This is a genomic window from Kitasatospora sp. NPDC057940, from assembly GCF_042887425.1.
Taxonomy (GTDB): domain Bacteria; phylum Actinomycetota; class Actinomycetes; order Streptomycetales; family Streptomycetaceae; genus Kitasatospora.
Map to the genome: position 1 here is coordinate 90,812 of NZ_JBHVPH010000005.1, position 23,082 is coordinate 113,893.

Sequence of the window (23,082 nt, forward strand, 5' to 3'; positions counted from 1 at the left end):
CGGCGGGCTACACATGTTGTTAACGAGACGTCAGCTGCCACAGCCGGACGGGCATGTGGCTGACGTGGCCGCGCTCCTGCTGCCGGCGCCAGGCGCTCTCGCCGACGGCGCGGAAGAAGGCGGGCCGCTGCTGCGCCGGCACCGCACGGCTGTAGTAGTCGCCGAAGGTGGCGGCGTGGAAGTGCTCGTACTGGGCGGCTCCGTCGACGGTGACCACGGCGTCGCGCTCCAGGTGGCCGGCCACCGCGAGGTGCGGGCCCACCACCGCCGCGAGCTCGTCGACGGTCCTGGTCCGGGTCGCGATCGGCAGCACCCCGGCGCGCTCCAGGACGCCGGGCACCTCGTCGTACGGGGTGCCGAGGGCGACCAGGGCGTCGCGGACCAGCTCGTCCTCACCGCCGAGGCCGCGCTCGTCCCGGGCCGGGTGGTAGGTGGTGAGCAGGAAGCGGCCGCCGGGGGCGAGGTGGGCGGCGGCCCAGGCGAAGATCCGCTCCTCGTCCGGGTACAGCCAGTGCAGCACCGAGGTCTGGGTGATCACGTCGGCGCGGAACGGCAGCGGCTCGGGCACGGTGAGGTCGGCCCGGTGCAGGGCGACCCGCTCACCGTAGGGCTGGAGCCGGGCGGCGGCCTCGGCGATGCGGTGCTCGGAGCGTTCCAGGCCGACGGCGCGCCGCAGGGAGGGGAAGCGCTCCAGGGCCTCCTGGAGCAGCTGGCCGATCCCGCTGCCGAGGTCGATCAGGGACTCGGGGGCTCCGGTGACCTGGTCGAGCACCCAGTCCCGGTCCTGGACCTGGCGCAGCCGGCTGGCGTCGGCGTACCCCGCGAGGGTGCGGGCCTGGATCTCGACGGCGGACGTGCTCACGGCTGGTTCTCCTCCACGGTGGACGACTGCTCGGTGGACGGTCGTGCGGTGGACGGTCGTGCGGTGGACGGAACCGCGGCGGCGGGCTGCTCCGCGACGCCCTGGTCGACCAGGTGCAGCAGCCGCTCGCGGGCGGCGCTCTGGTCGTAGCGCTTGAAGAGGTTGATCCGGTTGCGGGCCAGGTCGCCCCGGTGCACGTACTCGTAGAGGTCCTGGCGCTGGCCGAAGCCGTCGCCGGTCAGCTCCCAGGCGATCCGGAAGAGCCGGGCCTTGCGTTCGGCGTCGATGTCCCGGCCGCGCATGTAGCGGTCCAGGTGCGGGCGCAGCCGGGGGTTGGCGAGGTCCCCGGCGGTGGGCTGGATGAGCAGCCCGGAGGCGCCGATCCTGCGGACGATCTCGACCGCGCTGCCGGCCACCTCGGCCGACCAGACCCGGGAGGCCGCCGTGTCGCCGGGGGCGAACAGGCCGCCGTCGGTGAGGCCGCCGCGCGCCTCGGCGGCGTCGAGGAAGTACTCGGTCAGTTCGGCGTACCCGGCGAGGCGGCCCAGGTCCTCCTGGATGTTGCGGAAGCCGTCCACGCCGATCGACTCGGCGACCAGGGTCGCGCTGGCCAGCAGGGTCCGCAGCCGCTCGCGGTAGCGGATGTGGCCGACGTAGGCGCTCCAGGCGTTGATCCGGCCGAGGCCGGTGCGCGCCAGGTTCGCGTCGCGCAGCAGGAAGACGCGGTCCCAGGGCACCAGGACGTCGTCGAAGAAGAGCATCGCGTCCTGCTCGTCGAACCGCGCGCCGAGCGGGTGGGCGTGCCCCCAGGAGGCGCTGCCGAGCGGTTCGCGGGCGAGGGTGATCAGGCCGGGGGTGTTGAGCGGCAGGGCGAACCAGGTCACGAACTGCTCGCCCCGGCCCTCGGTGAACGACGCCGAGAGGTAGACCAGCACCTCGTGGGCGATCGGGGCGAGCGTGGTGAGCTGCTTGGCGCCGCGCACCACGATGCCCCGGTCGTTCTCCTCCACGACGCGCAGGGCGAGGTCCGGGTCGTCCAGCGGGTTGGCGGAGCGGTCGATCTGCGGGTCGCCGAGGGCGTGCGAGAGGACCAGGTCGTTGCTCGCGCAGTGCCGGTACCAGGCCTCGGCGTTGGCGCCGAAGCGCGGGTCGGCGCCGGCCAGCCGGTGCCGGAAGTCGTAGACGCCGACGGCGATCGAGGCCATGAAGGCGGGCGAGCGGCCCTGCTGCCCCAGTGCCTCGGCGTGCCACAGCTCGGCGCTGCGGCGCTGGAGCCGCAGGTCCTCCAGGGTGCGCGGGGGCTGGTAGGCGCGGGCCAGCCGCAGGCCGCTGTCCGGGTCCTCCCAGGTGAGCAGGTCGCGGTGGGCCGGGTCGTGCTGGAGGTCGATCAGGCGGGCCAGTTCGTCCACGGCCGGGCGGAACGCGGGGTGCTCGGCGGGGTTCGCGATGCGCTTGCCGTCGAGGTAGAGCTCGCGGCCGTCGTCCAGTTCGGCCCGGTACCGGTCGCCGGTCAGCAGGCCGCGGGCGGTGGCGGGTGCGCCGCGGCCGGTGATGGTGCCCAGCAGTGTCATGCGCCAACTCCGTTTGATGTCAAGGGTTCAAGGGTTCAAGGGCTTCGGGTCGAGCACGCGGTACCGGCCGTCGTGGTAGAGCAGCGGGTCGCCGTCGCCGCGGTCCGCGGCGGCGACCCGGCCGACCAGGATGGTGTGGTCGCCGCCGGGCAGGGTGCCGTGCAGCCGGCAGTCGAACCAGGCCAGGGCCTCGTCGACGAGCGGGGCACCGGTGACGGCCGTCCGCATCGGCACCGCGGTGAAGCCGCCGAGCGCGCGCCCGGCCCCGGGGGTGGCGAAGCGCCGGGCCACCGCCGACTGGCCGTCCGTCAGGACCGAGAGGCCGAACCGTCCGGCGGCGCGGGCCGCGGCCACCAGCGGGCTGTGGCGGCTGACCGCGACGGTGACCAGCAGCGGGTCGAGGGAGAGGGTGCTGAAGGAGGAGACCGTCTTGGCGAAGACCTCCTCGTCCGCCCGGGTGGTGACCACCGCGACCCCGGTGGTCCAGCCGCGGGAGGCGGCCCGGAAGGCCTCCTCGGTGGCCTTCGCCGTGGTCACGGCCCCTGCCGGGCCGCTCATCGCAGCCCCACCCGGTAGGCGCGCAGCCACTCGTCGACCTGGACCAGGTGGTCGAGGCCGCCGACCGGGTTCGGCGCGGTGCGCGGGCTGGGCAGCGGGCGGCCCTCGGCGAGCAGCCGGCGGACCAGCTCGCGGTCCACCAGCTCGAAGACCGGCGCGTTCGGGTCGGCCAGCAGCTCGTGCGCCCGGGCGGTGAGCACCTCGGTGTAGCGGACGGCCGGGGTGGACGGGTAGCCGCTCTTGGGCCGGTCGGTGACCTGCGGCGGGAGGAGGTCCCGGACGGCGTCGCGGAACAGGCCCTTGGCCCGCCCGTCCGGCGCCTTGAGCGCCCACGGGACGTTCCAGAGGTACTCCACCAGGCGGTGGTCGCAGAACGGCACCCGCACCTCCAGGCCCACCGACATCGACACCCGGTCCACCCGGTCCAGCAGCGGGGGGAGCCAGCGGGTGAGCGCGAGGTGGAAGACCTCGCGGATCCGCGCGTCGGCGGCCGACTCGCCGGGCAGGCGCGACACCTCGCCGAGCGAGCGGTGGTAGGCGGCGGCGGTGTACTCCTCGGGGCGCACCTCGGCCCGGACGTCCGGGCGCAGCAGGTCCGCGGGCGTGGCCTTGCCGTGCAGCCACGGGAAGGTGGGCGCGGCGACGGCCTGCGCGTCGTGGAAGTACGGGTAGCCGCCGAAGATCTCGTCCGCGGCCTCGCCGGAGAGCGCGACCGTGGAGCGCCGCCGCACCTCGCGGAAGAGCAGGTGCAGCGAGGCGTCCATCTCGCCCCAGCCGGGCCGGTCCCGGGCGCGCAGGACGGCGTCCCGGGCGTCCAGCAGGTCGTCGTCGGGCACCAGGACGGTGGTGTGCAGGGTGCCGATGTGCTCGGCGGCGGCCTGGACGTACGGGGCATCCAGGGTGGTCCGCCAGGCGTCCGGGGTGCGGTCGGTGCTGCCGGGGAAGTCCACCGAGAAGCTGGAGATCTTCCCGTGGCCGGCCCGTTCGCGGGCGGCCGCGGCCAGCGCGGTGACGGCGCTGGAGTCGACGCCGCCGGAGAGCAGGGTGCACAGCGGCACGTCGCTGATCAGCTGCCGTTCGACGGCGTCGGCGAGCAGGTCCCGGACGGTGCCGCGGGTGGTCGCGGCGTCGTCCCGGTGCTCGGCCGACTCCAGCCGCCAGTAGCCCAGTTCGCGGGTGGCGCCGCGGCCGACGACCACCAGGTGGCCGGGCCGGACTTCGTGCAGCCCGCGGAACAGCCCGTGGCCGGCGCTCGGCGCGGCGGGCAGCGCGAACAGTTCGGCGATGCCCTCGGCGTCCAGTTCGGCGCGGAACAGCGGGTTCGCGAGCACCGCCTTGGGCTCGGAGCCGAACAGCACCCCGGTGGCGTGGGCGTGCCAGTACAGCGGTTTGATGCCGAGGTGGTCGCGGACCAGCAGCAGTTCCTCGCGCGCGGCGTCCCACAGGGCGTAGGCGAAGATGCCGTTGAACCTGGTCGGCGCGTCCTTGCCCCACTGGAGGTGGGCCCGCAGGACCACCTCGGTGTCCGAGCGGGTCCGGAAGACGTGCCCGAGGGCCTCCAGTTGCGCGCGCAGCTCGCGGTGGTTGTAGAGCTCCCCGTTGTAGCAGAGGACGGCGCCGGCGTCGGGCCCCGGGCGGTCGGCGAGCGGCTGGGCCCCGCCGTCCAGGTCGATCACGGACAGCCGGCGGTGGCCGAACGCGGCGTGCCGGGAGAGCCAGACGCCGTCCGCGTCCGGGCCGCGGCAGGCCAGGGTGGCGGTCATCTCCCGGACCGTCCGCGCCTGGTGGCGCAGGTCGGTGTCCCAGTCGATCCAGCCGGTGACACCGCACATCTCAGGACTCCCCCGGTTCGTCGTTGGCGGCGGGCCCGGCTGCGGCGCTCGACTCCCAGCGGCAGCCGTGGCCGGTCGGGCCGTTGGTCAGGCGGTGCGCGGGCCGGTAGCCCTTGGCGCGGATGTTGGCGGACAGCGCCTCGGTGCAGTAGGTGCAGGGCGAGGCGAGGGTCAGCTGGACGCCCGAGCGGCGGGCCTTCTCGCGGTAGTCCCAGATCGCGCAGTGCGTGATGGTGAGCGCCGCGTGCTCGGCGCCGGGCGGCTCCTCGTCGTCGAACTCGTACTCCGAGCCGTACAGTTCGGCCTGCCGGGCGATCCGGTGGATCGGGTCGGCGGCGCCCCGGCCGTGGTCGGGCTCGACCTCGCGGTGCACCTCGGCGTTGGAGCGGGCCCAGTCCCCCAGCCCCTCCTCGCCGTAGCGGCGCACGAGGAAGCGTTCCATCAGCGCCTGGTCGCGGAAGAACACCCGCTGCCACTCCGGGGCCGGGGCGTCCGGCTCGGGGAGGTCGGCGAAGAGCTCGGACTGCAGCACGAACCAGTCGGTCAGGTGCAGCCCGTTCCCGCGCGACACCAGGTACCGCGTCAGGCCCGCCTCGGCCTCGTGCAGCCGCTGGCGCCAGAGCGCGGACCGCTCGGCGTCCGACATCGCGCGGTACGGGGACCTCGGCTGCTCCGCGCCGGGGCTCCGGTGGCTCGAGGCGGCCAGCACCGCCGTGCGCGGGCCGGCGTCGGCACCCGCCGCACCGGCGGAACCGGTCGGGCCCCCGGTCCTGTCGGACACACCCCCCATCGGGCCATCTCCCTTCGGTTGGACGATCCTTCGGACCGTCTCGTGTGGTGGTCGTTTCCCGCCACGCTACGGAGCGGGCCGGGCGCCCCGGTAGCCCCGAACGGCGCCGCTCAGGGCGCCGATCGTCGCCTCGCGCATGCTCCGAAGGTCACCTGCGGGAGGCGGCCGGAACACGACGGAGGGCGGGCCCCGCGCGCTGCGGGGCCCGCCCTCCGGAGGGTGGTGACGACGATGTACTGAGACGAACTACCCGGCGAGGCCGTGCCGGTGGGCGTAGAGCGCGGCGCGCAGCCGGTCGGGCTGCCCGATCTTGCGCATGGCCTGGGTGAGGTGCTTCTTCACGGTCGCCTCGGCCAGGGCGAGCTCCCGCCCGATCTCGGCGTTGCTCAGCCCGAGCCCGAGCTGGACCAGAACCTCGCGCTCACGCTCCGTCAGCCCGGCGTGCTGCGGCGGCAGTTCGCCGACGTGCTGCGGCGGCACCGCCGTGTGGGTCCGGGCCGGCGGCGGCGCGGGCAGGAACACCGACCCGCCCGCCGCGGCGAGTTGGACGGCGCTGATGATCCGGTCCTCGGCCAGGTCGAGCGGGAAGCAGCCGCTGGCCCCGGCCAGCAGCATCCGGCTCGCCTCGGCGGTCGACTCGGCCCGGCGCAGCAGCAGCACCCGGGCGTCGGGCGCCGCGTCCGGGCCGCGCAGCGCCACCACGACGGCGAGGTCGGCCTCCAGGCTCGCGCCGCGGCCGAGCAGGATGACGTCGGGGGCGACCCGGCGCACGGCGGCCACCGCGCGCAGCGGGTCGCCGGTGGACCCGACCACGGCCAGCCCGGGCACGGTCGTCAGCACGCTGCGCAGCCCGGCGCTGGCCACCGAGTGCCGCTCGACCAGGAACACCCGGGCGTCGGCCGTGCGGTCGCGGTCCTCCTCCACGCACATCGGATGGCCGCACCCACAACCGGTGGCGGTCGGCCCGACCGACGGCGGCGGCGTCACCGTCTCCGCCAGCAGCTGGTGACCGGCGATCAGGTCGAGCGGGTTGTCGATCTCGGCCTGCGCCGGTGGTGCGGCGTGCACCGGCGGCGCGCCCGCGGCGGGGGCGTCCACCAGGGTGGCGCCGCCGCAGGCGCCGCGTCGGGCGGGAAGCCGGCGGCCGCGCGGGCCGGCCGGAACGGCGAGCTTGCTCACTGCTGCCATCGCGCACCCCCGGGGGCGGAGGCGGGGCGTCTGAGGTACGGCATGGCGATACGGTCCCCTTGCTGGTGGCGGGCCGGGCCGGTGGGCACGGGTGCTGCGGCGAGGATCCGTCGAGGACGCGCACGGGCGTCGGCTGCGGAATCCGGGACTGGGAAGGGGCGCCGACCGCAGCGGCTGGGAACGGGGCGGTCAGCGCGCAGCGCGCGGGCGACAGAGCTCGTCGAAACACCGTCGGTGCCACGAGCCGCCGATCCCGACCAGGGTGATGTCGGTCCGCCGAATAGCCATGCGGGGAACCCTAGGTCCGGTTCCTTGTGCAGGTCAAGGACGGAACCGGGGCTCAGCACCGTAGGCAGTGGCGGTCCTGACACTCCGGATGCTGTGACCAGGAGTAACAGCATCAAGTGCTGACTGGCTGTCCGGGCCACCGGTCCGCAACGCTCCTTCAAGCGGCCGCAGCTGCCGGAGCGGCACCGACGTCCCACGTCCCACGGACCGCCCGACCCGTGCTCCGGCACCCGATCCCGCCCGGACGCGGCATCCGCCCCCGGCGGACGGCCCGTCCCACGGCCCCGGTCCGGCGCACCGGCACCCCGGACGCCGCCGGTGACTGCCGGTCACCGCTGGTGGCCGTCCCGACCCGCTCCCGAACCGCCCCTCCCGGAAGGACCACCAGCCCCATGCCCGCCCCGCCCAACCGGCCCGCCGCCGGCCAGTCCGGCGCCACGCCACGGAGGGCCGGGTGACCCGCTTCCTGCTGCGCCGCCTCCTGCTGGCCGTACCGACCCTGCTCGGCGTCACCGCCGTCGTCTTCGCGACCGTCACGCTCGTCCCCGGCGATCCGGTGGCCCTCTTCCTCGGGCCGGGCGCACCGCCCGAGGCCCGCCGCGAGCTCACCGAACGGCTCGGCCTGGACCAGCCGTTGCCCGTCCGCTACGCCTCCTGGCTCTGGCACGCGCTCACCGGCGACCTCGGCACCTCCGTCTCCGGCCAGCGCCCGGTCGCCGACCTGCTGCTCCCGGCGCTCGGCCAGACGCTGACCCTGACCGCGGCCGCCTTCCTGCTGGTGCTGGTCGGCGGGGTGGCGCTCGGCGCCGTCGGCGCGCTGCGCCCGCGCGGCCCCGGCGGGCGGATCTCCGGCGCGCTGTCCGCCCTCGCGGTCTCCGCCCCGCAGTACTCGGTGGCCCTGCTGCTGATCGCCGTCTTCGCCGTGGGCCTGCGCTGGCTGCCGGCCGGGGGCACCCACGACGTGTTCGGCTCCGGCGGCCTGCCCGACCTGGCCCGCCACCTGGTCCTGCCGGCCGTGGCCGCCGCGCTCGTCCCCCTCGGGCTCACCGCCCGGGTGTTCCGGGCCGCGCTGGGGGGCGTGCTGGCCGGCGAGCTGGCCGACTCGCTGCGCGCCCGCGGCCTGCGCCCGGCCACCGTGCTGCGGCACTGCGTGCACAACGCCTCGCCGGCGCTGCTGACCATCGGCGGCCTGCAACTCGCCTACCTCCTGGAAGGGGTGATCTTCGTGGAGACCCTGTTCGCCTGGCCCGGCGTCGGCCGGCTGCTGTACGACGCCCTCACCTCCCGCGACCTGCCCCTGGTGCAGGGCGGGGTGCTGGTGGTGGCGGTCGCGTTCGTCGGCGTCAACATCCTCGTGGACGCGGCGCACGCGGCGATCGACCCGCGAGTAAGGAACTGATGTGACGTCACGTGTCCTCGCCCGAGCGAACCTCGGCCTGACCGTCCCCGCCGCCCTGGCCGCGCTGCTGGTCCTGCTCGCGCTCGCCGCGCCGCTGGTCGCCCCGTACGACCCGGCCGCCGGGCGGCTGGCGGACCGGCTGCTCGACCCGGGCAGCCCCGGCCACCTGCTCGGCACCGACGGCCAGGGCCGCGACCTGCTCAGCCGGCTGATCTGGGCCGGGCGCGCCTCGCTCACCGGCGGGCTCGTCCCGGTCGCGGTGGCCGCCGTCGTCGGCACCCTGCTCGGCGTCGTGGCCGGGCTCGGCGGCCGGATCACCGAACAGGCCCTGCTGCGCCTGCTGGACGTGCTCTACGCCTTCCCCGGGGTGCTGCTGGCGATCGCCATCGCCTCGCTGCTCACGCCCGGGCTGGGCGCGACCGTGCTCGCGCTGTCGGTGGTGCTCACCCCCGCGGTGGCGCGGGTCGCGTTCACCGAGACCCGGCGGGTCCGGGCCGCCGAGTACCTGGTGGCCGCCCGGGTCAGCGGCGCCGGCTGGGGGTCGCTGGTCCTGCGCCAGGTCGCCCCGGTGGTGGCGCCGGTGGTCCTGGTGTACGCGTCCTCGCTGGTCGGGCTGGCCGTCATGTACGCCGCCGGGCTGTCCTTCCTCGGGCTCGGGGTCGCCCCGCCGACCGCCGAGTGGGGCGCGATGCTGGAGGAGCTGCGGCCCTCGCTGCTCACCCACCCCTGGGTGGCGGTCCTGCCGGCCCTGGTCATCCTCGCCGTCTCGGTCGTCTTCAACACCCTCGGCGAGACGCTGCGCACCCGCGTCGGCGACACCGCCGCCCTGCTGGCGCACGCCGCCCCCGCCGCCGCGGGCCGGTCCGCCGACCGCTCGGCCGATCGCTCCGCCGACGGCTCGGCCGACCACTCGGGCCGGCCGCGCGCCGCGAAGCGGGTGGGCGCATGAACGCGCTGCTGGAGATCGACGGCCTGAGCGTCGAGTACCCCGGCGGGGTCCGGGCCGTCGACGACGTCTCCCTCGCCCTGCCCGCCGGCCGCTCCCTGGTGCTGCTCGGCGAATCCGGCAGCGGCAAGACCACCGTCGCCCGCACCGTGCTCGGGCTGCCGGGCCACGGCGCCGCCGTCACCGGAGGCGTCCGGCTCGCCGGGACCGACCTGCGGGCGCTCGGCGAGCGCGAACTGTCCGACGTCCGCGGCCGGCGGATCGGCTACGTGCCGCAGGACCCGACCGCCTCGCTCGACCCGCTGCGCCGGATCGGCCCGCAGCTCGCGGAGGTGCTGCGGCGGCACGGGATCGCCGCCGACCGCCGGGCCGCCCGCGCGGCCGTCCCGAAGCTGCTCGCCACCGCCGGCATCCCGGACCCGGAACGCGTCGCCCGGGCCTACCCGCACGAGCTCTCCGGCGGCCTGCGCCAGCGCGCCGCCATCGCCGTCGCGATCTGCTGCGGCCCGGAACTGCTGATCGCCGACGAGCCGACCACCGCGCTCGACGCACTGATCCGCGGGCGGATCCTCGACCTGTTCACCACCCTGCGCGCCGACTGCGGCATCGCCCTGCTGCTGGTCACCCACGACCTCGCGGCGGCCCGCCGGATCGGCGGCACCGTGGCCGTCATGCGGGCCGGCCGGATCGTCGAACTCGGGCCCGCCGAACGGGTGCTGGGCGACCCGGAACACGCCTTCACCGCCGCCCTGGTGGCCGCCGAACCGGGAGCCCGCCGATGAACACCGTTGCCCACGCCCGGCCGGACGCCGTCCCCGCCCCGCCGGGCCCGCTCCTGGTCGTCGACGCCGCCACCAAGCGCTACGGCGACCGGACCGCCCTGGACGCCGTCAGCCTCACCGTCGCGCCGGGCGAGACCGTCGGCCTGGTCGGCGAGTCCGGCTCGGGCAAGTCCACCCTGGCCCGGCTCGCCCTCGGGGTGCTGGCCCCCGACGCCGGCAACGTCCGCTTCGCCGGCCGCGATCCGTACCGGCTGCGCGGCCGCGCCGACCGGGCGCTGCGGGGCCGGCTCCAGTTCGTCCCGCAGGACCCGCGCGGATCGCTCAACCCCAGCCTGCGCGCCGGGGAGGCGGTCGCCTTCGCGCTGCGCCTGCACGGCACGCCGCGCGCCGAACGCGCCGCCGCCGTCGCCCGGCTCTTCACCCAGGTCGGCCTGGAGCCCGCGCTCGCCGACCGCTACCCGCGGGAGCTGTCCGGCGGGCAGCTCCAACGGGTGGCCGTCGCCAGGGCCCTGGCCACCGGGCCGGACCTGGTGGTCTGCGACGAACCGACCTCCGCCCTCGACCGCAGCGTGCAGGCCCGCCTGCTCGACCTGCTGACCGACCTCCAGGAACGCACCGGCCTGGCCTACCTGTTCATCTCCCACGACCTCGCCGTCGTCCGGCACCTCGCCCACCGGGTGCTGGTGCTGCGGCACGGCCGGGTGGTCGAGGAGGGCCCCGCCGGCCTGCTCTGGGACTCCCCCGCGCACCCGTACACCCGGGCGCTGCTGGAGGCCGCCACCGGCGTCGCGTGACCCGCCGCCGAAGCTCCGTGCCGACACCCCCCCCCCCCGCACCCCTGCTCCCCCGCACCGCCGAACCTCCGCACCGCCGAACCTCCGCACCACCGAACCGACGAGGACTCACCATGACGCGCACCAGCCGTATCCGCTCCAGAGCCGTCGCCCTGCCGGCCGCCGCCGTTCTGCTCGCGGCGGCGGCCGGCTGCGCCGGCTCCGAAGGCGGCGGCTCCGCGGGGGCGGGCGGCGGTGACGGCCGCGGCGGCACCCTGGTCATCGGCGCCACCGGCAAACTCCCCAACCCCGACACCGTGATCGGCGGCGCCGGCTTCGAGGGCAAGCGGCTGGTCTCCTTCCAGCTCTACGAGGGCCTCACCCGGTACGAACTGCTCAAGGACACCGACAAGCCGCCGGTCGTCACCGGCGCCCTGGCCACCGACTGGCAGGTCGCCGCCGACGCCAGGACGTGGACCTTCACCCTCCGCAAGGGCGTCACGTTCCAGGACGGCACCCCGTTCGACGCCGACGCCGTGGTCTTCAACCTGGCCCGCTACCTCGACAAGAAGAGCCCCGAGTACACCGACGCCCTCGGCGCCGCCGCCGCCGAGTACGCGGGCGACATCGTCTCGTACCGCAAGACCGACGCCGACCACGTCGAACTGGTCACCAAGGACCCCAACGGCCACTTCCCCGAGGACCTCGCGCACGTCCTGATCGCGAGCCCCACCGCCGTCCGCAAGTCCGGCTCGGCCGACTTCGCCCAGCACCCGGTCGGCACCGGCCCGTTCTCGTTCGTCTCGCAGACCGAGGGCCAGCAGATCGAGCTGGCCGCCAACAGGAGCTACTGGCGCGGCGCCCCCAAGCTCGACCGGCTCGTGATCAAGGCGCTGCCGGACGCCGCGGCCCGCACCGCCGCCCTGCGCTCCGGCGGCGTGAACTGGATCGAGTACCCGAACCCGGACGACATCGACAGCCTCAAGTCCGACGGCGTCCAGATCGCCACGAACAGCTACGACCACCTCTGGTACTGGATCCTGGACACCTCGAAGGCGCCCTGGGACAACCCGCTGGTCCGCAGGGCCGCCAACTTCGCGATCGACCGCAAGGCCATCGCCGAGAAGCTGCTGCACGGCACCGCCGACCCCGCCTACCAGACCGCGCCGCGCGCCACCGCCGCCTACGACCCCGCCGGCGACGCCTACTCCTACGACCCGGCCAAGGCCCGGCAGTTGCTCGCCGAGGCCGGCGTCCCGAACGGCTTCAGCACCTCCGTCACCGTGCCCACCGGCGGCAGCGGCAACCTGCTGCCGGTGCCGATCGCCGAGGCCCTCCAGCGGGATCTCGCCGCCGTCGGCATCAAGGTCGAGCTGCGCACCACCGACTGGACCACGCTGATCGGCGCCGAGGCCAAGGGCCAGGTGGCGCTCGGCTCGGACGCCGTCGCCCAGTCCACCACGCTGTTCCAGTCCGAGGCGCTGCTCCCGCTGTTCATCGGCTCCAAGAGCCCGTTCTGGACCGGCCACTACACCAACCCGCAGGTCGACGAGCTGCTCGCGTCGTCGGCCGCGAACGCCGACCAGACCGCCCGGCAGGCCGGGTACCGCAAGGCGCTCGCCCTGGTCACCCAGGACGCGCCCTGGCTGTTCGTGGTCAACGACCGCAATCCGCGGGCCCTTTCGCCGAAGGTCCAGGGGCTCGTGCAGCCGCAGTCCTGGTTCCTCGACCTGACCACCGTGTGGGTCCGCTGACCCGCGGGCACCGCCTCTCCCCCGCCCTCGCCCCGCCACCGCCGAAGAGCACCGCGCACCACAGGAAGGACGGCCATCCCGATGACCGACCCGCACCGACCGCACCACCACAGCGGGACCGTCCCGCCCGGCTCCGCGCACGGCCCCGTGCCGGCCGCACCGCCCAAGTGGGGCATCACCCTCCCGCTGCCCGGCCTGACCATCGACCGGCACCGGTTCCTGGTCGAGCGGCTGCCCGACCTCGGCTACACCGACGTGTGGAGCGCCGAGGGCGGCGGCACCGACGCCTTCACCCCGCTGGCCGCCACGGCGGCCTGGTCCCCCTCGCTGCGGATCGGCACCGGCATCGTCCCGGTGCACACCCGCGGCCCGGCCGTGCTCGCCCAGACCGCCGCGACGCTCGCCCAACTCGCCCCGGGCCGCCTGCTGCTGGGCATCGGCGCCTCGGTGCCCGCCCACGTCACCGACATCAACGGCATCCCGTTCGACGAGCCGTTCAAGCGCACCAGGGACGTCCTGCGCTTCACCACCCGGGCGCTGCGCGGCGAGTACGTCACCGGCGGGTTCGACACCTTCGACATCACCGGCTACCGGCTGCCGCACCCGCCGACCGAGCCGGTCAAGGTCATCCTGGGCGCGCTGCGCCCCAACATGCTCCGGCTCGGCTTCAACGAGGGCGACGGCGCCATCACCAACCTGCTGTTCCCGCACGACGTGCCGAAGATCCTGGACGCCGTCGGCCCGCAGCCGCCCGGCAAGGAACTGGTCGTCAAGGTCTTCGTCTGCCCCACCGAGGACACCGACTACGCCCACCGCGCCAGCCGCCCGTTCCTCGCCTGGATCCTCAACCGCGAGCCGTACCGCAAGTTCCACGAGTGGCTGGGCCACGGCGAACTCCTCGCCGAGACCCACCGCCTCTGGGCGGCCGGCGACCCGGAGGGCGCCCAGAAGGCGCTGCCCGACGAGGTCGTCGACGGGCTGTTCATCAGCGGCTCGCCGGAGGAGTGCCGGGAGCGCATCCTCGCCTACCACCGCCCCGGCGTCACCACCATCCAGCTGTACGTGTCGCTGCCGCCCGAGGTGTTCGTCAGCCGCGCCAAGCTGCTCGACACCCTGGCCCGGCTCGGGCCGGCCGCCCTCTGACCGTCGCGCCCCACCCGTCCCGTCCCCGTCCCCTTCCCCCACGACGCTCACGACGCTCACGACCGGAGGAGAGCCGTGCCACTCGAAATCCGCGGCGGGGTCCGCGCCGCACCCGTGCCCGGCCACACCGCGCAGGAACGCCAGGCCCTGCGCTGGGCCCCCGACGGCCGCGACCGCACCGCCGACCCCGCGTACGTCGCCCGCACCGCGCGGGAGAACGAGGAGGACGGGCTGGACAGCGCCCTGGTGGTGCAGTCCAGCTCGTGGCCCGACCCGTGGCTGGTGGCCTCCTGGGCCCTGGCCGCCACCACACGGCTGCGCATCGCGGTCGCCCACCGGGTCGGCACCACCGCGCCGACCGTCGCCGCCCGCTCCCTCGCGACCCTGGACCGCCTCTCCGGCGGGCGGGCGGCGGCCCACGTCATCATCGGCTCCAGCGACCACGACACGGCCCGCGACGGCGACCTCCTGGACAAGCAGGAGCGCTACCGCAGGGCCGACGAGTACCTCGACCTGTTCACCCGCTACCTCGCCGCCGACCAGGACATCGACCACAAGGGCGAGTTCTACACCGTGTCCGCCGCCCGGCCCGGCCTGCACCCCAGACCCGGCGGCGAGCTGCTCTCCTTCGGCGGCTCGTCACCGCAGGGCCTCGACCTGGCGGCCCGCTACGCGGAGGTCTACGCCGTCAGCCCGCTGCCGCTGCCGGACACCCGGCGGCGGATCGCCCAGGTCCGCACCGCCGCCGCCGCGCACGGCCGGAGCCTGCGGATCTGGCGGCACGTCACCGTCGTCCTCGCCGACACCGACGAGGCGGCCCGCGACCGCGTCCGCCGGCTGCGCCGCGACGCCCTGCGCCTCACCTCCGGCGGCGGCGGGCCCTGGACGGAGGCGGTCCAGCTCGACCGCGACCGCGAGCGCGGCCGCTCCGACCCGTCCCGGGGCGACGAGCAGGTGGCCGCCTACATCCGCCGCTCGCTCACCGCCGCCTACGCCGGCTCCCCCGCCACCGTCGCCGCCCGCATCGGCCTGCTCCGCTCGGCCGGCGTGGACATCGTCCAGCTCGACCTCCCCGTCGAGACCGACCAGGACCGCGAGCTGCGCCGCAGCCTCGTCCGCCACCTCCGCACCGGCCTGGGCACCCCCGCCGACCGCCGCGCCTGGTGACCGGCGCCCCCGTTCGGCCGGGGCCGAGGCGATCACCGCCTCGACCCCGGCCACGCCGGTCCCCGGACAGGGCCCAGATGTCTAGATGTTGGGGTTGATCGGACGGTCGCTGTCGGAGTGGTGCCAGTCGAACTCCTGGGTCTGCCCCATGCTCGCGTTCCGCCCCAGCGTCCAGAGGCCGTAGGAGTTCCGCGGGCCCTGGTTGCCGACGTAGGTCAGGCAGGCACCGACGGCGTTGCACACACCGCGGTCGGTGCCGAACGTCCAACGCTGCTTCGGGTCACCCCCGTTGCACCCCACCGCCGTGGCGCCCGGGCCGTCGGACGGGCCGCTCGGGACGTGACCCGACAGACAGCGGCCGTCGTTCGTGCTGTGGATGAGACCGTCCTCCGAGACGAACCAGAACTGGTTCCAGGAGCCGTCGCACGGCCGCAGGACGACCGGCCGGCCGTCGCCGTTGGTCTGCCGGTACTCGTCCATGCAGTAGTAGGTGCCGTTGGGGCCGCCGCTGGCCGGGCGGGCGAGCGCGGCGAGGTAACCGTAGGCGTAGGGCTGCGGATTGGCGGGGTCGGCCTGCGCGGCGGCGACGGGCAACGAGACGCTCAGGCCGATCGCGAGTGCCAGGGCTGAGACGATCTTTCGGGCGGACTTCATGAGGTCCGACACCTCCCTCTCTGACGTCGTGTCACTGCGGAATGCGGTCATCCTGGCAGCGGGGTTGAGGGCCTGGGCAGCTTTCCGAACGATCCCGAACAAACGGGAGTGTATGGATTTCGCCATTTGATTCACCTCAGTTGACAGGAAACCCCCGGCGCGAAGAGGCTGTTCACCCAGGCCCGGCGGGGGGAGGACAGAGCGTTGACCTGGTCACCTATACGCACCACGGCGGCCCCGTGCTCCTGTCGGGCGGTCGAGGTCAACTCCGCCGCGACGCTGGCCCGTTCACATTCCCTGGACGCGCTCGCCGAGTCCCTCACCCTGCTCAGGCAGGAGGCCGGCAGTCCCTCCTACTCGACCATCGTCCGGCGGATCAGCTCCGTCCGGGCAGCCCGCGGCGTCCCGGCCGGGGAACGCACACCCGGGCGGATCACCGTCTACGACTGCTTCCGCAGCGGGCGCCAGCGCCTGGACGTCGAACTGCTCTCCGACATCGTCCAGGCCCTCGGCGCGGACCCGGGCCCCTGGCGCCGCGCCTACCGCGCGGTCTGCCGGTGACCGCCGGCTATCCGCGGTCCGGACGAGGAGCCTCCGATCCGACCGATCCGACCGATCCGACCGATCCGACCGATCCGACCGATCCGACCGATCCGACCGGGGCAGCCTCCGGCTTCGTGTGGAGAATGTCGCGGGCCTGCTCCGCCGCACGGACGATGCTCTCGGAGACGAAGTCGACGAAGCGGGCGATGTTCTCCAGGCGGGTGGCGGCCGGGGTCTGCGGGCCGAGGACGCCGACGCCCTGCCGCGCGACCTCGACGAGGTGGGCGGTGGCGCGGGCGCTGGCCATCATCGACTGGTACCAGACGTCGTCGTCGACGACGTAGCGCTCGCGGCGGCGCTCGTCGCGCTCCCGGCGGACGAGGCCCTGGCCGTCGAGGAACGCGATCGCCTTGGAGATCGACGGCGGGCTGACCTGGAGGCGCTGGGCGAGCTCGGACGCGGTGAGGCTGCCGCTGTCGGTGAGGGTGAGACAGGCCAGCACCCGGGCCGTCATCTTGGGCATGCCGGAGGCCATCAGGACGGTGGTGTACGTCTCCTGGTACTCGCGCACGGCCTCGGCATCGCGCCCGTGGGCCTGCGGCGGCGCCTCCGACCCCCGGGGCGCGGCCGGCCCGCGCCGCTGGGCGCGGCGGCGTTCGGTGGCGCGGTGGGCCAGGTCGGCACGGTAGGCGGTGGGGCCTCCGTTGCGCGTCACCTCGCGCGTGACCGTCGAGGTGGGGCGGTCGAGACGCCTGGCGATCTCCGCGTAGGCGAGGCCGTCGGCCATCCCCAGCGCGATCTGCTGGCGTTCCTGCTGAGTGAGCCTGCCTCCCGGCACCGCGATTCTCCCTTCACGCTTCCCTGAATGCCCTCACCATAGCGTTCACCCTCATTCCAGTGCAACGAACGCGGCGACTGACGTTGCGTTAAATTCAAAGCCACTGCAACGATAATCGCGCCTTCACCTGCACTGATGCTGATTACGAGCAACGAACCAGTTGCCACTATCCGTGAAGGCAACGTAGCGTTTCCATCGTCAGAAATAACGAGCCGCAGCAGAGCGGCCCACGGCAGCCCGCCACCCCCGCACCCACCCCGCACCGGAAGAAGGCACCCCATGACCATCGAGCAGCCCGCCTGGACCGGCATGGTCGCCGTCGACGACACCGCCCTGGCCGTGACCGACACCGGCGGGCCCGGCCGTCCCGTGGTCTACCTCAACGGCTCCTACGCGGACCAGTCGCACTGGCGGCGCGTCATCGCCGACCTCGGCGACGACTACCGGCACATCACCTTCGACGAGCGCGCCCGTGGCCGGTCGAAGCGCTCGGCGGACTACTCGTTCGAAGCGTGCCTGCGCGACGTCGACGCCGTCCTCACCGCGAGGGGCGTGGACCGGCCGATCCTGGTGGGCTGGTCCTACGGCGCGATGCTCGCGGTGCACTGGGCCGCCCGGCACCCGGACCGCGTCCTCGGGGCGGTGTCCGTGGACGGCGCGTTCCCGCACGAATGGCTCGACGACGCGACCCGGGAGCAGGTCCGCAAGCTGTTCCGCCGGCTGAGCCCACTGTTCCCGATCGCCCGCCGGCTCGGCATGGCCGCACGGATGAGCGCCGAGCAGCACGCCGAGATCAACCTCGAAATCAACGAGCTCTGCGCGCCCGCCGCCCTCGACCCGGTCTTCGACCGGGTGACCGCACCGGTCCGGTACGTGGTCGCCACGGGCGGCAACCTGGGCGGCGAGGCGAAGCTGATGGAACAGATCCGCGCCAACCTCGACCCGGTGCTCGCCCGCAACCCGAACATCCGGGTCAGCACCAAGGTCGCGAGCAACCACTCCAAGATCCTGCGCAAGGACTTCCACGCCATCGCCGACACGGTCCGCGGCCTCGCCGCCACCCCCACGGGCGTGACCGGCTGAGCCCCGCACCGACCCGGCCCACCCCGACCCGGCCCGACCCGGCCAGACCTGGCGGGGTCGCGGCGACGCGCTCGCACGGCGGGGCGGCCGTTCGGGCGAACTTCCCCCGGAATTACCGCGTTCGGGTGACTCCCGGCCGGCCCCGCCCGCCGGGGCCGTTAGCGTGACTGACCGTCATCGGCCGTCCGGTCGGGCGGAGCTGCGCGCAGCTCGGGGGTCGGGGAAAGCCGAGGGGGGCACAGGCCTTCGCGGGTATTCCCCGCGCGCCTCCACGCGCCGCTCGCCGTCCGGGGACGATCCCGACACCGTGCTTCACCAGCTGGGAGGTTCTCCGCCATGCCCGTGTCGAGTCGGTACCTGAACGCCTGGGAGGGCTTCTGGCGCGACGCACCGGCGGAGGCCGGCGCGGTGATCTGGGACGCGGAGCCGGCGCTCACCGCGAGCGTGCACCTCGCGCTGTTCGCCCCCTACCTCGCCGACCCGGCGCTGCCCCTCGTCGACGTCGGCTGCGGCAACGGCACCCAGACCCGCTTCCTCGCCGAACGCTTCGGCCGCGTCCTCGGGGTCGACCTGTCCGCCGCCGCCGTGGAGCTCGCCCGCGCCCGGCAGCCGGACGGGCGGCCCGAGTTCGCCCGGCTCGACGCCACCGACGGGCCGGGTATCCGGGAGCTGCACGCCCGTCTCGGCGACGCCAACGTGTACGTCCGCGCCCTGATCCACCAGTGCGAACCGGCCGACCGCCAGCCGGTCGCCGACGCCATCGCCACCCTGGTCGGGGATCGCGGCCGGGCGTTCGTCGTCGAGCTGTCCGCGTCGGCGAAGGCCGTCCTGGCCGGCCTCGCCCAGAGCCCGCAGGGCCCTCCCCCGAAGCTGCGCCCCGTCTTCGAGCACGGCCTCGCCCCCGCCGAGGTCGTCGACTCGGCCTTCGGCGAGCTGTTCCGCACCGCCGGGCTCACCGTCCTCGCCTCCGGTGAACTGCCGCTGTTCCTCACCGAGTTCGCGCCCGACGGCAGCCGGATCGACCTCCCGTCCCACTGGCTGGTGGTGGGCCCGGACGGCGCACCGCAGCGGTGATCCGGTGGGGGCGGCCGTCAGGACCGCCTCCCGGCCACCCCCGGTCAGCCCCACGCAGTGGGCGAGCCGGGCCCCGCCCGCCCGACCTGGGGGTGCGTCAGTTCCGTTGCGGGGTGGTCTGCCAGACTCCGGGAATGAGACATCACCGGATCCTGGACCAGTTCACGGCTCTGAGGCCCGCCAGGGAGCAGGCGGGATGACCGGCGCCGGACCGGTCCTGCCCGCGGGTGCGCGCCGGGTCCCCCACCGCGATCCCGGGGTGCCGGACCACCGGAGTCCGCTGCGCTTCCTCTGGTGGCTGGTGCGCAGGCAGCGCGGCCGCGTACTGCTCGGCGCGACCTGGGGCAGCCTGTGGATGTGCGCCCTGATGCTGCCGCCCTACCTGATGTCCAGGGCGATCGACGAGGGGCTCCGGGCCCGCGACGGCGGCGCGCTGGTCTTCTGGGTGTCGGCCGTCCTCGCGGTCGGCGCGCTCATCGCCGTCCTCGGGATCCTGCGGCACCGCACCATGACCTTCATCCGGGTGGACGCCGCGTACCGCACCGTCCAGGTCATCACCCGGCACGTCAACCGGCTGGGGACGACGCTGCCGCGCCAGGTGTCGGCCGGCGAGCTGACCCACCTCCAAGCCGGCGACATCGGCCGGATCGCGCAGACGCTGACCATCACCGGGCCCGGCGTCGGCGCGGTCGTCGCCTACCTCGCCACCGCCGTCCTGCTGGTCCGGATCTCCGTCCTGCTCGCGGTGGTGATCCTCCTCGGGGTGCCGCTGCTGGCCCTCACCGTCGGCCCCTTGCTGGGGAAGCTGCACGGCGCCGAGGGGAGCTACCGCGAGCAGCAGGGGGCGCTGACGGCCCTGGCCGGCGACCTGGTCGCCGGGCTGGGCGTGCTGAACGGCATCGGCGGCAAGCCGATGTTCGCCCGACGCTACCGGGAGCGCTCGCAGGCCCTCGTCCCGCTCGGCTACCGGGTGGCCTCGTTCACCAGTTGGGTGCAGGCGCTCGGCGCCTGCCTGCCGGTGGTCTTCCTGGCCGTGGTGACCTGGCTCAGCGCCCGGATGGCGGCCGCCGGTTCGATCACCGTCGGTGAACTGGTCTCCGTCTACGGCTACGTGGCGGCCCTGCTGGTGCCCGTCTCCGCCTTCGTCGAGGGCGCGGACGACCTGCCGCGCGGGCTGGTCTCCGCCCGCCGGGTCACCGACATCCTGGCGCTGCGGCCGGATCCGACGCGCAGCCGGACACTGACGGACCCTCCGCCGGCTCCGGCGGTGCTGAGCGACCCCGACTCCGGCCTGCTGCTGCGGCCCGGGCGGCTCACCGCGCTGGCCGCCGCCCGGCCCGAGGAGGCCCGGGCCGTCGTCGAGCGGCTGGGCGGCTACACCGACTCGGACGCCGCCTGGGGCGACACCAGGCTGTCCGACTGGGTGCCCGCCGAACTGCGGCGCCACGTCCTGGTGTCGGACGACGACGCGTACGTGTTCGGCGGCACGCTCCGCTCCGCGGTGTCGATCCGCGGCGACCGCACCGAGGAGGAGCTGCGCCGCGCCCTGCACGCCGCCGCGGCCGAGGACATCGTCGACGCCCTGCCGGGCGGCCTGGACGCGCCGCTCGACGACCGCGCCGGCAACGTCTCGGGCGGGCAGCGCCAGCGGCTGCGGCTGGCCCGCGCGCTGCTGGCCGACCCCGAGGTGCTGCTGCTGGTCGAACCCACCTCGGCGCTGGACGCGCTCACCGAGGCGGCCGTGGCGGCCCGGATCGGCGCCGTGCGCGGCGGCCGGACCACCCTGGTCGTCAGCACCTCCCCCCTGGTGCTCGGCCGCGCCGACGAGGTGGTCCACCTGGTGGACGGCAAGGTCCGGGCCACCGGCACCCACGGCGAGCTGCTCGCGCGTGACCCCGGCTACGCGGCGCTGGTGTTCCGCGGCAGCACCGACGACCGCCCGGCGGGCACCGCGACCGACGGCCGCCCGCAGAGCGTCGCCGCGGACACCGAGGAAGGACCGGCCCGATGAGCACCCCCAGCGGCCCCGCCGCCCCCGCCGCCCCCGACGACCGCCACGTCCCCCACCGCCTCCCGGTCGCCGACGCCGCGACGGCACGCCGGGCCAGTTGGCGCCTGCTGGCGGACGACGGCCGGGCGATGGGCGCGATCGTCGCCCTCACCTGCCTCGCCGCCCTCGCGGGCGTCGCCGGGCCGTGGCTGCTGGGCCGCATCGTCACCCGGGTCGAGAACGGCGAGCTGACGGTCGGCCAGGTGGACGGCTTCGCCGCGGCGGTCCTGGGGTTCGCCCTCGCCCAGCTGGTGCTCACCCGCCACGCCCGCTACCTCTCCCACCGGTTCGGCGAACGCGCCCTGGCCCGGCTCCGCGAGGAGGTCGTCGAGCGGACGCTCGCGCTGCCCGGGCGGTACGCGGAACGGGTCGGCGCCGGCGACCTGGTGACCCGCTCCTCGCTGGACGTGGGCACCGTGGCCGCCACCCTGCGCAACGCGGCCCCGGACGTCTTCATCGCCGTCGTCCAGGTGCTGGTCATCCTCACCGCGACGTTCCTGCTCGACCCGCTGATCGGGCTCTGCGCCCTGGTGGGCCTGCCGATCGTCTGGGCGGTGAGCCGCTGGTACCTGTCCCGGGCCCGGGAGGCCTACCTCGCCGAGGGGGCCGCGGCGGGCGGGGTCACCGAGGTCCTCGACTCCACCGCCCACGGCGCCCGGACCATCGAGGCGTACGGGGTCGGGGCGCGCCAGGACGGCGTGGTCGACCGGGCCGTCGACACCGCCTACCGGGCCCGGGTGCGCACCCTGTTCCTGCGGACCGTGCTGTTCCCGGTCACCGAGTTCGCGCACGCGCTGCCGACGGCCCTCGTCCTGCTGGTGGGCGGCTTCGGCTACCTCCACGGCTCGGTGACGCTGGGCGCGGTGGTGGCGGGCGGCCTCTACATGTGGCAGCTCGTCGACCCGCTGGACCGGGCGCTCAACTGGGTCGAGCAACTGCAGAGCAGCGGTGCCTCGTTCGCCCGCATCAAGGGCGTCGGCCTGGTGTCGCAGGAGCCTCCGGCCACCGGCCTGCGCCCCGCCGACGACCGGATCGAGGCCGTCGGCGTGCGGTACGCCTACACCGGCTCGCACGACGTGCTGACGGACGTCGACCTGGTCGTCCGGCCGGGCGAGCGGCTGGCCGTGGTCGGCCCGTCCGGCGCCGGCAAGTCGACCCTCGGCAAGCTGCTCGCCGGCGTCGACGCCCCGGACGCGGGGCGGATCCTGGTCGGCGGCGTGCCGGTCGCGGACCTCGCCGCGGCGGGCGAGCTGGGCAACCGCGTCGTCCTCATCACCCAGCAGCACCACGTCTTCATGGGCACGCTCCGGGAGAACATGACGCTGGCCGCCCCGGACGCCGAGGACGCGGCGGTCCTGGCCGCGCTCGCCCTGGTGGAGGCGGACTGGGTGCACGACCTGCCGGACGGGCTGGACTCGCTGCTGGGCGCCGGCGGGACCGAACTCGGCGCCGCGCAGGCCCAGCAGCTCACCCTGGCCCGGGTCCAGCTGGCCGATCCGCACACCCTGATCCTGGACGAGGCGACCTCCCTGCTCGACCCGACCACGGCCCGGCAGGCGGAGCGGGCGATGGCGGCCGTGCGCTCCGACCGCACGGTCATCTCCATCGCCCACCGGCTCCAGACCGCGCACGACGCGGACCGGGTCGCCGTGATGGAGGCGGGCCGCATCGTCGAGCTGGGCACCCACGACGAGCTGGTCGCCGCCGGCGGGCGGTACGCGGAGCTCTGGCGGTCGTGGAGCGGGGAGTCCTGACCGGCCCGGCAGCGGTGCCACCGGGCCGCGCCC

At 75.0% G+C, this 23,082-nt stretch carries 20 protein-coding genes; 12 read left to right on the forward strand and 8 right to left on the reverse strand.

From position 1 onward, the window contains the following. Positions 1-19 precede the first annotated feature (19 nt). From ACFVTF_RS10740 to ACFVTF_RS10765, 6 genes are all read right to left on the reverse strand, one after another. Positions 20-862, reverse strand: a complete 843-nt coding sequence (locus tag ACFVTF_RS10740) for a trans-aconitate 2-methyltransferase (RefSeq protein ID WP_371515894.1) — start codon at positions 860-862, stop codon at positions 20-22. After that, on the reverse strand, positions 859-2,433 hold the full coding sequence (locus tag ACFVTF_RS10745; RefSeq protein ID WP_387811880.1) for a 4-hydroxyphenylacetate 3-hydroxylase family protein: 1,575 nt from the start codon (positions 2,431-2,433) through the stop codon (positions 859-861). The genes ACFVTF_RS10740 and ACFVTF_RS10745 overlap by 4 nt, the downstream gene beginning before the upstream one ends. Positions 2,434-2,460: 27 nt before the next feature. Next, positions 2,461-2,970, reverse strand: coding sequence for a flavin reductase family protein (locus tag ACFVTF_RS10750; RefSeq protein ID WP_387811883.1), 510 nt, complete (start codon positions 2,968-2,970; stop codon positions 2,461-2,463). A 17-nt stretch (positions 2,971-2,987) separates the two neighbouring features. Beyond that, complete coding sequence (gene asnB / locus ACFVTF_RS10755) at positions 2,988-4,823, reverse strand: asparagine synthase (glutamine-hydrolyzing) (RefSeq protein ID WP_387811886.1); 1,836 nt, start codon at positions 4,821-4,823, stop codon at positions 2,988-2,990. A gap of 1 nt (position 4,824) precedes the next feature. After that, positions 4,825-5,613, reverse strand: coding sequence for a hypothetical protein (locus ACFVTF_RS10760; RefSeq protein WP_387811889.1), 789 nt, complete (start codon positions 5,611-5,613; stop codon positions 4,825-4,827). A gap of 246 nt (positions 5,614-5,859) precedes the next feature. After that, positions 5,860-6,801 carry a LuxR C-terminal-related transcriptional regulator gene (locus ACFVTF_RS10765; RefSeq protein WP_387811892.1) on the reverse strand — a complete coding sequence of 314 codons (942 nt, stop codon included), beginning with the start codon at positions 6,799-6,801 and terminating at the stop codon, positions 5,860-5,862. A 742-nt stretch (positions 6,802-7,543) separates the two neighbouring features. Here ACFVTF_RS10765 and ACFVTF_RS10770 point away from each other — a divergent pair. The 7 genes from ACFVTF_RS10770 to ACFVTF_RS10800 all read left to right on the forward strand — a co-directional run bounded on the left by ACFVTF_RS10770 (position 7,544) and on the right by ACFVTF_RS10800 (position 15,053). Beyond that, positions 7,544-8,488, forward strand: coding sequence for an ABC transporter permease (locus ACFVTF_RS10770; protein WP_371515900.1), 945 nt, complete (start codon positions 7,544-7,546; stop codon positions 8,486-8,488). Between the two features lies 1 nt (position 8,489). Next, positions 8,490-9,437, forward strand: a complete 948-nt coding sequence (locus ACFVTF_RS10775) for an ABC transporter permease (RefSeq protein ID WP_387811894.1) — start codon at positions 8,490-8,492, stop codon at positions 9,435-9,437. Next, entirely contained in the window at positions 9,434-10,216 is a 783-nt protein-coding gene (locus tag ACFVTF_RS10780; RefSeq protein ID WP_387811897.1) for an ABC transporter ATP-binding protein, read from the forward strand. Before ACFVTF_RS10775 ends, ACFVTF_RS10780 begins: the two co-directional genes overlap by 4 nt. Beyond that, positions 10,213-11,010, forward strand: coding sequence for an ABC transporter ATP-binding protein (locus tag ACFVTF_RS10785; RefSeq protein WP_387811900.1), 798 nt, complete (start codon positions 10,213-10,215; stop codon positions 11,008-11,010). The genes ACFVTF_RS10780 and ACFVTF_RS10785 overlap by 4 nt, the downstream gene beginning before the upstream one ends. Positions 11,011-11,123: 113 nt before the next feature. Beyond that, entirely contained in the window at positions 11,124-12,743 is a 1,620-nt protein-coding gene (locus ACFVTF_RS10790) for an ABC transporter substrate-binding protein (RefSeq protein ID WP_387811903.1), read from the forward strand. Positions 12,744-12,824: 81 nt separating this feature from the next. Beyond that, positions 12,825-13,886, forward strand: a complete 1,062-nt coding sequence (locus ACFVTF_RS10795) for an LLM class F420-dependent oxidoreductase (protein ID WP_363624727.1) — start codon at positions 12,825-12,827, stop codon at positions 13,884-13,886. Positions 13,887-13,961: 75 nt separating this feature from the next. Further along, the gene (locus ACFVTF_RS10800) at positions 13,962-15,053 is read left to right on the forward strand and encodes an LLM class flavin-dependent oxidoreductase (RefSeq protein WP_387811907.1); all 1,092 of its coding nucleotides are present in this window, start codon (positions 13,962-13,964) and stop codon (positions 15,051-15,053) included. Between the two features lie 81 nt (positions 15,054-15,134). On the opposite strand, the gene ACFVTF_RS10805 is transcribed toward ACFVTF_RS10800, so the two are convergent. Beyond that, complete coding sequence (locus ACFVTF_RS10805; protein WP_387811910.1) at positions 15,135-15,707, reverse strand: RICIN domain-containing protein; 573 nt, start codon at positions 15,705-15,707, stop codon at positions 15,135-15,137. 204 nt (positions 15,708-15,911) lie between these two features. Between ACFVTF_RS10805 and ACFVTF_RS10810 the strand changes: the two genes are divergently transcribed. Further along, on the forward strand, positions 15,912-16,268 hold the full coding sequence (locus ACFVTF_RS10810; RefSeq protein ID WP_387811912.1) for a hypothetical protein: 357 nt from the start codon (positions 15,912-15,914) through the stop codon (positions 16,266-16,268). Positions 16,269-16,275: 7 nt separating this feature from the next. Here the strand turns inward: ACFVTF_RS10810 and ACFVTF_RS10815 are convergent, their stop codons facing one another. Further along, positions 16,276-17,088, reverse strand: coding sequence for a helix-turn-helix domain-containing protein (locus tag ACFVTF_RS10815; protein WP_387811914.1), 813 nt, complete (start codon positions 17,086-17,088; stop codon positions 16,276-16,278). Positions 17,089-17,367: 279 nt separating this feature from the next. Between ACFVTF_RS10815 and ACFVTF_RS10820 the strand changes: the two genes are divergently transcribed. From ACFVTF_RS10820 to ACFVTF_RS10835, 4 genes are all read left to right on the forward strand, one after another. After that, positions 17,368-18,171: an alpha/beta fold hydrolase gene (locus ACFVTF_RS10820; RefSeq protein WP_387811917.1), complete on the forward strand. Its 804-nt coding sequence runs from the start codon at positions 17,368-17,370 to the stop codon at positions 18,169-18,171. A 336-nt stretch (positions 18,172-18,507) separates the two neighbouring features. After that, the gene (locus ACFVTF_RS10825; protein ID WP_387811920.1) at positions 18,508-19,245 is read left to right on the forward strand and encodes a class I SAM-dependent methyltransferase; all 738 of its coding nucleotides are present in this window, start codon (positions 18,508-18,510) and stop codon (positions 19,243-19,245) included. A 196-nt stretch (positions 19,246-19,441) separates the two neighbouring features. Continuing rightward, a complete protein-coding gene (locus ACFVTF_RS10830; protein ID WP_387811923.1) occupies positions 19,442-21,256 on the forward strand; it encodes an ABC transporter transmembrane domain-containing protein in 1,815 nt (604 codons plus the stop codon). After that, positions 21,253-23,049: an ABC transporter ATP-binding protein gene (locus tag ACFVTF_RS10835; protein WP_387811926.1), complete on the forward strand. Its 1,797-nt coding sequence runs from the start codon at positions 21,253-21,255 to the stop codon at positions 23,047-23,049. Before ACFVTF_RS10830 ends, ACFVTF_RS10835 begins: the two co-directional genes overlap by 4 nt. Positions 23,050-23,082 lie beyond the last annotated feature (33 nt).